Source organism: [Flexibacter] sp. ATCC 35208 (genome assembly GCF_001975825.1).
In the GTDB taxonomy this organism is placed as follows: Bacteria; Bacteroidota; Bacteroidia; order Chitinophagales; family Chitinophagaceae; genus Chitinophaga.
In genome coordinates, this window is record NZ_MTKN01000039.1 from 15,164 (window position 1) to 26,508 (window position 11,345).

Annotated in this window: 11 protein-coding genes; 4 read left to right on the plus strand and 7 right to left on the minus strand. The window is 43.4% G+C overall.

All coding sequences use genetic code 11. The annotated features are described in order from the left end of the window. Positions 1 to 65: 65 nt before the first annotated feature. From BW716_RS22235 to BW716_RS22245, 3 genes are read right to left on the minus strand one after another with little or no spacing between them, the layout of a single operon-like run. Positions 66 to 1,385 (minus strand): nucleotide sugar dehydrogenase, encoded by a 1,320-nt coding sequence (locus tag BW716_RS22235; protein ID WP_083726116.1) that lies wholly within the window; start codon positions 1,383 to 1,385, stop codon positions 66 to 68. Between the two features lie 22 nt (positions 1,386 to 1,407). Continuing rightward, positions 1,408 to 2,169 (minus strand): tyrosine-protein phosphatase, encoded by a 762-nt coding sequence (locus BW716_RS22240; protein WP_083726118.1) that lies wholly within the window; start codon positions 2,167 to 2,169, stop codon positions 1,408 to 1,410. 9 nt (positions 2,170 to 2,178) lie between these two features. Further along, positions 2,179 to 2,658, minus strand: a complete 480-nt coding sequence (locus BW716_RS22245) for a GAF domain-containing protein (protein ID WP_083726120.1) — start codon at positions 2,656 to 2,658, stop codon at positions 2,179 to 2,181. 290 nt (positions 2,659 to 2,948) lie between these two features. Here BW716_RS22245 and idi point away from each other — a divergent pair, with 290 nt between their 5' ends. After that, the gene (gene idi, locus BW716_RS22250; RefSeq protein WP_083726122.1) at positions 2,949 to 3,464 is read left to right on the plus strand and encodes an isopentenyl-diphosphate Delta-isomerase; all 516 of its coding nucleotides are present in this window, start codon (positions 2,949 to 2,951) and stop codon (positions 3,462 to 3,464) included. A 181-nt stretch (positions 3,465 to 3,645) separates the two neighbouring features. After that, positions 3,646 to 4,605 carry a (-)-gamma-cadinene synthase gene (locus tag BW716_RS22255; RefSeq protein ID WP_143708970.1) on the plus strand — a complete coding sequence of 320 codons (960 nt, stop codon included), beginning with the start codon at positions 3,646 to 3,648 and terminating at the stop codon, positions 4,603 to 4,605. Between the two features lie 27 nt (positions 4,606 to 4,632). On the opposite strand, the gene BW716_RS22260 is transcribed toward BW716_RS22255, so the two are convergent. Beyond that, a complete protein-coding gene (locus BW716_RS22260; RefSeq protein ID WP_143708971.1) occupies positions 4,633 to 5,661 on the minus strand; it encodes a hypothetical protein in 1,029 nt (342 codons plus the stop codon). A 107-nt stretch (positions 5,662 to 5,768) separates the two neighbouring features. Between BW716_RS22260 and BW716_RS22265 the strand changes: the two genes are divergently transcribed. Beyond that, positions 5,769 to 7,400 carry a sodium/sugar symporter gene (locus tag BW716_RS22265; RefSeq protein WP_083726128.1) on the plus strand — a complete coding sequence of 544 codons (1,632 nt, stop codon included), beginning with the start codon at positions 5,769 to 5,771 and terminating at the stop codon, positions 7,398 to 7,400. 189 nt (positions 7,401 to 7,589) lie between these two features. Then, positions 7,590 to 8,468, plus strand: coding sequence for an inositol oxygenase family protein (locus tag BW716_RS22270; protein ID WP_083726130.1), 879 nt, complete (start codon positions 7,590 to 7,592; stop codon positions 8,466 to 8,468). Between the two features lie 259 nt (positions 8,469 to 8,727). Here the strand turns inward: BW716_RS22270 and BW716_RS22275 are convergent, their stop codons facing one another. The 3 genes from BW716_RS22275 to BW716_RS22285 form a co-directional block, all read right to left on the minus strand. Then, a complete protein-coding gene (locus tag BW716_RS22275; protein WP_083726132.1) occupies positions 8,728 to 9,228 on the minus strand; it encodes an OmpH family outer membrane protein in 501 nt (166 codons plus the stop codon). Positions 9,229 to 9,536: 308 nt separating this feature from the next. Beyond that, positions 9,537 to 10,064, minus strand: coding sequence for a hypothetical protein (locus tag BW716_RS22280; RefSeq protein ID WP_083726134.1), 528 nt, complete (start codon positions 10,062 to 10,064; stop codon positions 9,537 to 9,539). A gap of 154 nt (positions 10,065 to 10,218) precedes the next feature. Beyond that, positions 10,219 to 11,340 (minus strand): cytochrome-c peroxidase, encoded by a 1,122-nt coding sequence (locus tag BW716_RS22285; protein ID WP_083726136.1) that lies wholly within the window; start codon positions 11,338 to 11,340, stop codon positions 10,219 to 10,221. Positions 11,341 to 11,345 lie beyond the last annotated feature (5 nt).

Below are 11,345 nucleotides of genomic sequence, written 5' to 3' on the forward strand. Positions count from 1 at the left end.
AAAAATCTTAAGAAAAACGCTTCTGCGGTGAGCAGAAGCGTTTGAGATAAATGAGATATAATGCATTATAACCGGCAGTCAACCAGATTTCGGTCAATGCAGGCTTTGGTATCGAAAATTACGCCATTATTGCGTTTGTACTTTTTGAAATCGAAAGTTAAAAATTCTTTGTGTGCAACGGCTATGATAATGCCATCGTAAATTTCATTTTCATTCAATGAAGTAACGATGTCAAGACCATATTCATGTTTTACTTCTTCCGAATCTGCCCATGGATCATAGATCGTCACATCCAGACCGAAATCAATTAATTCATGATAAATATCCACAACCCTGGTATTGCGCACGTCCGGACAATTTTCCTTGAATGTAATACCCATGATCAGAATTTTTGACCCCTTGATCTTATGATCTTTTTCGATCATAAGTTTTACAATCTTGTTCGCTACAAAGTGCCCCATATGGTCATTCACCCTGCGGCCGGATAGGATGACCTGCGGGTGATAACCGAGAGCTTCTGCTTTGTGCGCCAGGTAGTAAGGATCCACCCCAATACAGTGACCTCCCACCAATCCTGGTTTATATTTTAAGAAATTCCATTTTGTACCGGCAGCTTCTATTACATCGTTGGTATCGATACCTACCTTGTCAAAGATGAGGGCCAGTTCATTTACAAATGAAATGTTGATGTCGCGTTGTGCATTCTCAATCGCTTTCGAAGCTTCTGCTACCTTGATACTTGGAGCTTTGTGTGTACCGGCGGTAATAATGCTTGCGTACAATGCATCTACATAAATAGCTATTTCAGGGGTAGAACCACTGGTGACTTTACGAATTTTTGTAAGAGTGTTAACTTTGTCACCCGGATTGATCCTTTCCGGTGAATAGCCTGCGAAGAAATCTTTGTTAAATACAAGACCAGATGTTTTTTCCAGTACAGGTACGCAATCTTCTTCTGTACAGCCGGGGTATACTGTAGATTCGTAGATGACTACATCGCCTGCTTTCAAAATACTGCCAAGCATGGAAGATGCACTGAGAAGTGGCTTGAGATCGGGGGATTTAAATTCATCGATGGGGGTAGGGACTGTGACAATAAAAACATTGTATTGTGACAAATCTTTCTTGTCGGAAGAAAATGTGAGTCCTGTGGGAGCACCTTCTTTTTTTCGGTCCTGGATCACCTGCTTTAATTCATCCAGGTTTGCTTCTTTGGTTCTGTCCTGTCCTTTGCTTAATTCCTTTACACGATCTGAATTGATGTCAAAGCCCAGTACGGGGTACTTTTTCGCAAATTCTATGGCAAGGGGTAAGCCGACATAGCCGAGGCCAATGATGGCGATGCGGCTGTTTTCTGGTACGTGTTGCTGTACAACGGGCTGCATAATTGAAGTAAGGATTAAATAATTAGATAGATTGTGGTACTATTTGTATTGTATTATTTTTGAATGCATAAGTTTCCAGCAATTTCACCAGTTTTTTATCTTTCGCAATTGATTTAATTGCGTGTAGATGCTTGCTATGATGCAAATCGGTCCCGATAAAGTCAATCAATTTATTTTCAATCAGCCATTCCGCAGCTTTCTGTATATGCCTGCCGTAATAACCGGTCAGGGAGAGCAGGTTTACCTGCAGAAGACAACCTCTTTGCTTGAATACTTTGTATTCTTCCAGCTGCGTATGGTAGTAATTATATCTTTCAGGGTGTGCCATTACCGGGCGATAGCCTTGTGCGGCGAGTTCAAAGAGCCATTGATGCAATTGGGGCGGAGCACTCATAAATGAGATTTCCACCAGCACCAGTTCACCATCCAGTGTCATGAGCGGAGCCTTCATCAGGTCTTCAAAAAATTCATCCATGTAGTATTCTGCTGCATGGTGAAACTGCACCGGAATATTTTTTTCAGCCAGTGCTTTTTTTACCTGTTGGTAAGGTTTTCTCAGTGTTTCGACCGAGTTTGGATAACGATCCATCATACAGTGAGGGGTCGTTATCACATGCTGAATACCGAGTGAATGTAAGGTTTCAATAAATTCTATGGACGTGTCGAGGTCTTGCGAACCGTCGTCCACGGCGGGTAACAGGTGTGAATGAATATCAGTGCCAATACCTGCCAGGAAAGGCAGGTTCGTCTCGACATTTTCAGATTTTTTACGGAAGAAAAACATAATGGTAAATTATTCCTCAAAGTTCAGGCCGGAGATTATTTCCTCCAGGTATTGTTGGTCTGTTTCGTCAAAATGTGACAGGTGTTCGCTATCTACATCCAGTACGCCGATCACTTCGCCACGTCGGATGATGGGTAATACGATTTCGGATCGCGAGAGACTCGAGCAGGCAATATGCCCCGGGAATTTTTCAACGTCAGGAACAATGAGGGTAGCGGACTGTGCCCAGCTGGCGCCACATACGCCACGTCCTTTTTTAATGCGGGTGCAGGCTACAGGACCCTGGAAGGGGCCAAGTACCAGTTCATCTCCTTTTATCAGATAAAATCCAACCCAAAACCAGTTAAATTGTTCTTTCAGGGCAGCTACTGTATTAGCGAGGTTCGCCACGAGATCGGGTTCACCTTCGATCAGCGCCTTGATTTGCGGAATGATAGATTGGTATTGGGCTATTTTGTCTCCTTGTACAATGCTTAAATCTTCTGCCATAAGGTGCAAATATAAGGTAAACCGGGGATATGGGCCAGACCAGCCACTACCGTAGTTAAAAGATAAAATGAACAAATAAATGTCGTATATTCAGGGCGTATTTTTAGCCTGACAGCCCGTTCTTCCATTAACGGTGCACCTATTGAAAATCCCACGCAAACAGAACCTTTTAAAAGACAACAAACATGAGAACCATTCATTCGCCGCCACAAGCATGATGCTTGTCATTCAGCATTCAAATTGCCAGTTGTTTATAATGCCAACCGGGTTTTAGTATATTTGTTACGATTATGGAAGCACAGGTAATTCTAGTTAACGAACAGGATGAAGTGACGGGGGTAATGGAGAAGATGGAAGCACATCGGAAAGGACTATTACATAGGGCGTTTTCTGTATTTATCAGGAACGATGCCGGAGACATGCTGTTACATCAGCGTGCACTTGATAAGTATCATTCAGGTGGATTATGGACCAACGCATGCTGTAGCCATCCTATGCCAGGAGAAACAGTTACACAGGCAGCCCACAGACGATTAACAGAAGAAATGGGCTTCGACTGCCCGTTGTCCGAATTGTTTCAGTTTACCTACCGTACAGATTTTGATAATGGTCTGATTGAGCATGAGTATGACCATGTACTCATGGGGACATATAACGGTACAATTAACCCGAACCCACAGGAAGTAAACGACCATCGGTTTATATCCGTAGAAACAATAACCCGGTTGTTGCAGGAACAACCCGCACAGTTTACCAGCTGGTTTAAGCTGGCTTTTCCAAAAGTTATTGAGCATCTGGGCAAATAAGGTTGTCAAAATGCAGTAAGAGAGCAATGGAGCAGTCATTATTAATGACAGCACCGGAGACTCCTTTTCCTGAATGTTTGAGGGTTTGATCATCCGGCGCCTCCGGAAGGTCGGGCCCTTTCTCATTTTTACGCCCTTTATTGCCGCAGATGCATGTACCCACTCAAAATCCTAATTTATTATGCCAACGATCATTATGCCACGGATAGTTTATCCGTTTCCCTCATTTATTAACCAGCATGTAGAAGCTGCACACGCCCAGAACCTGGCCTTTGTTACTCAGTTCGGTCTTGTCAATTCGCCGGAAGGCATTGCTAAATTTAATAAAGCACGCTTTGCATGGCTGGCAGCAAGGGCTTTTCCGTATGCAGCCCTACATGAGCTTTGTGTGATCGCCAACTTTAATACCTGGCTTTTTATGCTCGACGACCAGTGTGATGAAGCACAACTGGGTAAGAAAGCGGTATACCTGGAGAGCGTGACGGACAGTTTTATGCAAATCATACGTAATAATACGCCAGTGGATAGTATCCTCGGCCGCAGTTTTGCAGATATCTGGGACCGCATGCAGGCATTAGGTTCTCCGGGCTGGCAATTACGGTTTATCAGGAGTATGGAAGAATACTTTACTTCCTGCCATTGGGAGGCCGGTAACCGCGCCGCCAATGTTACGCCGACTGTGGCAGAATACGTGACTATGCGCCCTTATACCGGGGCACTGTTTGCAGATGTGGAGGCCATTGAAATCATCGAAAAAGTTTACCTCCCTTCTGAAATTCTGCAACATTTTATTGTGCAGAGATTGGTTTTAGCTTGTAATAATATTGTATGTTGGAGCAACGACATCTTCTCCTGCGCCAAGGAAGCAAAACAGGGTGATGTGCACAACCTCGTGCTTGTATTACGGCATGAGCGGCAGTTATCTCTGCAGGAAGCAGTAGATGAAACTGCACGTATGCACAATGAAGAGGTGAAACTGTTCACAGCACTCGAAAAACTGGTTCCGTCTTTTGGAGAAGTGATGGATAAGGAACTGGAAAGGTTTATCATGATCCTGCGGTCGTGGATCACCGCAAATTATGACTGGAGTTTTTATGATACAGGAAGGTACCAGGTAAGAGAGGTTGAAATCGCGCATTAGTTGAAAGAAAAGGTTGATCCATCAGGATCAGCCTTTTCTTAATCTTCTTTCCAATAGTTTTCCGATCCACCAGAAAGATGCCGCCAGTATGGCGAAAAAGAGTCCTTTGTGGGTACGGTCCCAGAGATATTCAAAATAACGTGTATACATATCCAGTAGTAGGAATAATACAGCCATATCCCTGATCATAGGATCATGTTTTTTGATGCCCCAAAGCAGCGACCCCACACACAGGATCGTAAATCCAATCACCCACCAGAGCAGGTGTATCTGCCTTACCTGCTGCCATTCTTCCCAGTTGGCCGTATTCCCAAAAATTGAAATCAACCACCCCGAAAGCAATAACAATAACCACGCCCCCGTCCAGGTGATATCCTCAATCCGTTTGTAATGTTTATTTTTATAAAAAGCGGCATGGATCAGCATCATCAACCCCGCCAGCAGCACCATCCGGCAAGGTAAGTTCATACCCCAGAAATAGGGCTGACCATGACTGAGAAAATAAGTGAGTTTTACATACGCAGGTATGAGACATAGAAGGGTCGCAGACCACAACAGCCGACTTGACAACACCACGCCGAGTGCACCATAACAGGCCGTAGCGGCTAGCCAAAACACACCGTAGTTCCCATTGAGATAATGAAATGACTTGCCTAAATAGACAACGCTGACTCCTATACTCAGTATAGGCAATAGCCAGAATAATTCCCTGTTGAGTGAGTACACCGGATAGCGTTGTTGCCTGCGGTAACCGTGGATACAAAGGAATACAGTGAGTAGTGCAAATCCCGCAGAGATAATGCCATCGTCCAGCGAGAACTTTAGTCTGAGTACTTCAATCCATTTTTCATCCAGCACCAGTGCGCCGAAAGCCATGAGTGCACATGAAATAGCAGCAATAAAAATATACAGGGTAATCGCCTGCCAGTCCGTAGTGCGGATGTGCCAGGTACCTCGCAGGTTTTGTGCCTGGTCGGGGGTGATAAGGGAATCGGTTTCCCACTGTGAAATGGCTCTTTCAAGCAGATGGGCGTCTTTTTTGTCAACTTCCAGCATATTGGGTAAATATAATATAAAATGAAAAGCCTGCATTAATTCCGTATATTTTCCTTTCTTTGCCCAGTTATAATTTTCCCTAAGGCCAATTAAACAGCTTAGTTGTAATGAAGCATTTACAGCAACTCGATTATATCGTCTTCCTAATTTATTTTGTGATAGTAGCAAGTTACGGCTACTGGATCTACAGTCGCAAGAAGTCTGCCATGGCGAGTTCCAAAGACTTCTTTTTGGCAGAAGGATCATTGACATGGTGGGCTATCGGAGCTTCACTGATCGCGTCCAATATCAGTGCAGAGCACTTTATCGGAATGTCCGGGTCAGGGTTTGCACTGGGATTGGCAATATCCACTTATGAATGGATGAGTGCCGCCACGCTCATTATTGTCGCAGTGTTTTTTATACCCGTGTACCTGAAAAACAGGATTTACACCATGCCACAGTTTTTATTACAGCGGTACAATTCCACGGTGAGTACCATCATGGCTGTGTTCTGGTTGCTGGTGTATGTGTTTGTCAACCTAACTTCTATTATTTATTTAGGTGCACTGGCCATCTCTGCGATATCCGGGATCGATTTTTACTGGTGTATTTTCGGACTGGCGCTATTTGCCGTAGTCGTGACTTTGGGCGGTATGAAGGTGATCGGCTATACGGATGTGATACAGGTGATCGTGCTGATCGTGGGTGGTCTGGCTACGACCTATCTCGCCCTGCACATGGTGAGCAGACATTTTGGATATGGTGATGATATTTTCAAAGGATTGAGCTTAATAAAGGAAAAAGCGGATACGCATTTTCATATGATCTTTCCTTCCACACACCCGTATTATAAAGATCTACCGGGATTATCCGTGTTGATAGGAGGGATGTGGGTGAATAATTTAAACTACTGGGGATGTAACCAGTATATTATACAGCGTACGCTGGGTGCGGATCTGAAAACAGCGCGCAGCGGTATCCTGTTTGCAGCGTTCCTGAAATTACTGATCCCTGTTATTGCTGTACTGCCGGGCATTGCAGCATATGTATTATACCAGAATGGGGTATTTGGTGCAGAACTGCATGATGCGGCAGGTGCATTAAAACCGGATCAGGCGTATCCTACATTATTGAATTTATTACCGGCAGGTCTGAAAGGACTGGCATTTGCCGCGCTCACAGCCGCTGTAGTGGCGTCTCTGGCGGGTAAGGCAAATAGTATTTCTACGATCTTCTCACTGGATATCTATCATAAGTTCTTCAAAAAAGATGCGACGGAGAAAGAGCTGGTAAAAGTAGGTCGTTATGTAGTAGTTGTTGCCATGCTCATAGCTGCGATGGTAGCACCAGCACTGCGTACACTGGATCAGGCATACCAGTTTATACAGGAGTATGTAGGTTTCATTGCACCTGGTGTACTAGCCATCTTCCTCTTAGGGTTGTACTGGAAAAGAACAACTACAAGAGCTGCCATGGCGGGTGCCTTGCTCACAATTCCATTATCAGCCGTGCTCAAGTTTCTGCCGGTGTGGACAGGCGGGGCCTTCCCGGATTTTCCGTTTTTGGATAGAATGAGTATTGTGTTTGGGTTGCTGATAGTAATTATGCTGATCCTGACTTATACAGAGGAAAACAGTAAATACCAGCAGCCGGTGATAATAGTAGATAAGAAATTGTTCAAGGCATCCCCTGCATTTGTAGTGGGGTCCGTTATTATAATGGGTATCCTCACAGCTTTGTATACGGTTTTCTGGTAAAACTATTTTGTTTGTCCTGAATTTCAAAAGCTCAAAAAAATCCCGTTTTGCCGAAGGCAAAACGGGATTTTTTTGCAAAAAAGCACAAAACACTCTCAAAATCACCCAAAATCATTTGTTGAAATCGATTGTAATTTGTAAATTCAGATTGTTAAGTCTGATTCCACTCTTTTACTTAAATCTACACGTATGAAAGCACATAATTTCTCCGGTGAGGAATTACACCCACTGCAGAGCATAGAACAATGGGAAGATGATGTACTCCTGCGCTACCCGGATGCCGGTGAACCAGCCAAAGCCAAAGAAGAGTTTCGTAATTATGAAAACCCTGGCAGAGACACTGTTCGGGATTTTTACCGCCTTAATCATACCTATCAGACTTATGAGTTTGTGCAGCAGAAGAGGGCAGATTTCCTCCGTTTCAACAGAAAAGAAATGCCTGTATGGGGCGCCATGGAATTCCTGAACACTTTAGTGGACGATTCCGATCCTGACATTGACCTTGACCAGCTGCAACACCTGTTGCAAACCGCAGAGGCGATCCGTGCAGACGGTCACCCTGACTGGTTTGTGCTCACTGGTTTTATCCATGACATGGGCAAAGTATTGTGCCTGTTCGGCGAAGCCCAATGGGCGGTAGTAGGAGATACCTTTCCTGTAGGATGTGCTTTCTCAGATAAGATTGTCTATCCGGAATTTTTCGCACTTAACCCTGATACGAGAGACGAGCGTTATAATTCCAAATATGGTATTTACAGCCCGCACTGCGGTTTGGATAATGTATCCATGAGCTGGGGCCATGATGAATACCTGTACCAGATGACGAAGAATTACCTGCCGGAACCGGCCCTGTACATGATCCGTTATCACTCATTCTATTCACAACACAGGGAACATGCCTACGAGCACCTCATGACCAATCATGATAAAGAAATGTTTGAGTGGGTGAAGAAATTCAATCCATATGATCTGTATAGCAAGAGTCCAAAACCACCGGTTATTTCCGAATTAAAGCCTTATTATGAAGATTTGATTGCGAAGTACCTGCCAGCTACTATTCGCCTGTAAATAACGGTTAGAATAAAGATAAATACCGTAAGTATAAGGCTTAGAATAAAAATACATGCCGCCTGTAAAAAGGCCGGATAAAATAAATGCGGCCGTTTCAGAAATGAAACAGCCGTTTTTTATTCAGACAACTAATGGAAAAAAAATCTTTATTGAGGTGGTTAATCATTTAGTAGGACCCCTCCCGAATTGGGAGGGGCTACTTTGAATACATCTTTCGTTTGTCGTGTGTGGGTTGGGAGCAATGGCGAAAGACCGCTTATTTTATGCCTAATTTTTGTTTGGCTGTCGGCAAAAGATCTTCGCAGGTAGCCGTAATTACAATATCTTTTGAATTATCGAGTACACATACATAACCTTTCTCTACTGCCAGGTCAGAGATGGCTTTCTTCGCTTTGGCCAGAATCGGAGCCGTCAATTTTGCCTCCCGGTCCGAAAGCTGCTGCTCCATCTTTTGCCGGTATTCTTCAATGTTGTTTTTAGATTGTTCCAGCTCTCTCAATCTCACTTCCCTGATAGCAGGGCTCATTTTCTCCTGCAAACTGTCAAATTCATTGGCTCTCGCCTGGTACGCAACAACCAATGCCTGTCCATCTTTCAGTAATGCCTGTTGATACCGTTGGAGTGAATCATATGCTTTCTGAGCTTCCGGCATACTGATAACTAATTGTTGCATATTTACATAGGCAATTTTCGCCTGTGCAAATGATGTAGAAGAAAAAATGAGCAACAGGATAACGAGCGTAAAAATTTTGCGCATAGGTTTTGTTTGGTTAGAAAAGGATAGCGAAACAACATCTTCATTAGCAATCCCTTCGGATCAAAACTGCAGTGACAGTTGATCCGCTACCGTGATAGCGCTAAGGTGGATAATAGTCTTTTAATAAAAAGTTAAGGTAATGATAAAGGAAAGTTAAGCTGTAGGGGTTGGTATAAATTCTCTTTTTCTTTCTTTAAAATAAGAAAAGCTGCCCGGCTTGCCCCGGACAGCTTTCTGTCTATTTTTGTAACTAAAATATTCACCTTTTGTTTTAACGAGTAAAGTACTTTTTAGTCGTTACAGAAATATTATTCTTTGCTCAAAGTACCAGAATAGCTACCTGTCACAGTTACATTATCATCATATTTCAGATTGTAACTAACAGTATAATCGCTACCAGATTTTTTCACGGTTACTGTACCGCTATTGGGGCTGTACAGTTCCACTTCGTCAGCTGAAGAAACCCAGCTACCATTTACCAGCTTCATGTTAGCTTCCACTTCAGCATAATAAAAGTTCTTTGTCTTGTCATATGACGCATCGCCGGAAGACAGATAAGTGTAGGTAGCACCATCAATCAATGTGTCAATACCCAGGTCTACATAGTGAACAGTACCAGTATAAGTTTCGCTGTTCAGTGTAGTCAGGTTATCGCTGAAAAATGCAATATCCCCCCAGCCATTACCTTCAGATGCATCGATGGATTCGTAACCATAGTTAGTTACATAGGTTTTGCCATTTACAGTAAAAGATCCTTTGTTGGAGTTGTCATCATCTTTCTTACAGGCAGTAAAGAACAGGGCCGCAACAGCAGCAGAAAACAGGAGTTTTTTCATGTTTGTTTTGAGTTTCAGTATAGGTTTATAGAATAAATAATTCGGGTTACCACTAAAAGGGTTAATGTTTTTTTATTTGTCCCGGTGCAAAGATATTACACTTTTTCAATTAACAAAATAAAATAATGTGTCCCTTTTTAAAAGGGACACACAATTATTGGGGTAAAACTGGCCTTGCTACATGAATTGGTCGCGTAGATACCGCATTTAAGAAGGCTACTACTGCATTTCTTTCTTCTAATGTTAACTTCAATGGTCGCATGATCACATCTGTTTTCGGGAACATCGGATCATTTTCCAACTCTGGTCTTGGCCTGATCTGCATACCGCTGTTATATAAATTCACGATGCCTTCCAACTCAGGGAAAAGGCCGTTATGCATATAAGGACCTGTGTACGCCACATCTCTCAATGACGGTGTACGGAAACGGCCTACATCATTTGTATCCTTTGAAATCTCATACCTGCCCAGGTCTTCATATTTACTCTTGTAATAAGTAAGACCAATGTTGTGAAACTGCTTATCGGTCAGATAGGTGCCGTGGTGACAATTCATACAACGTGCCTTGGTACGGAACACATGCAGTCCTTTGATCTCCTGATCGGTAAAGGCACTATCTTTCCCTTGCAGGAATAAATCAAACCGACTCTTCCTGCTGCGAATGGTTTTTTCAAATGCCGTCAGCGCGGTGCTGATATGCGACAATGTTACCCTATCCTTGTATACCGTTTTAAACAGAGAATCGTATCCTTTGATGTCCTGCAATTTTGCGGGCAGCAATGCCGTATCCATATCCATCTCATGGTGCGCACTCAATGGCCCGAAGATCTGATTGCCTAAGCTATTCGCCCTGCCATCCCAGAAATAACTACCACCGTAAATAAATACATTCAGCAGCGTCGGTGTATTTCGTGTACCCTGCAAATGATCATTACCTAAGGAAACCCTTCGGCCATCTGTCCAGGCCAGATCCGGCTCGTGACAACTACTACAGGAGATCTGGCTGGAACGCGATAAACGTGGATCGAAGAATAACAACTTCCCTAATTGCACTTCCGGATCTTTCATTCCATCTGCCCAGGCATTCTCTTTTGGCAATGCCTGCATCTCTTCATAGTGTATACCACTATCTATATCAGGCCTTGGCCATTCCGTCACGGGCTTACTATACAGGGTACGCAATGAATCTGCTTCGCTCTTAAAATGATGAACAGTATAACTGTTCAGGGAACATAAAATAATAAAGCTTCCTACTATCAGAATTGACCTTTTCATGTGGG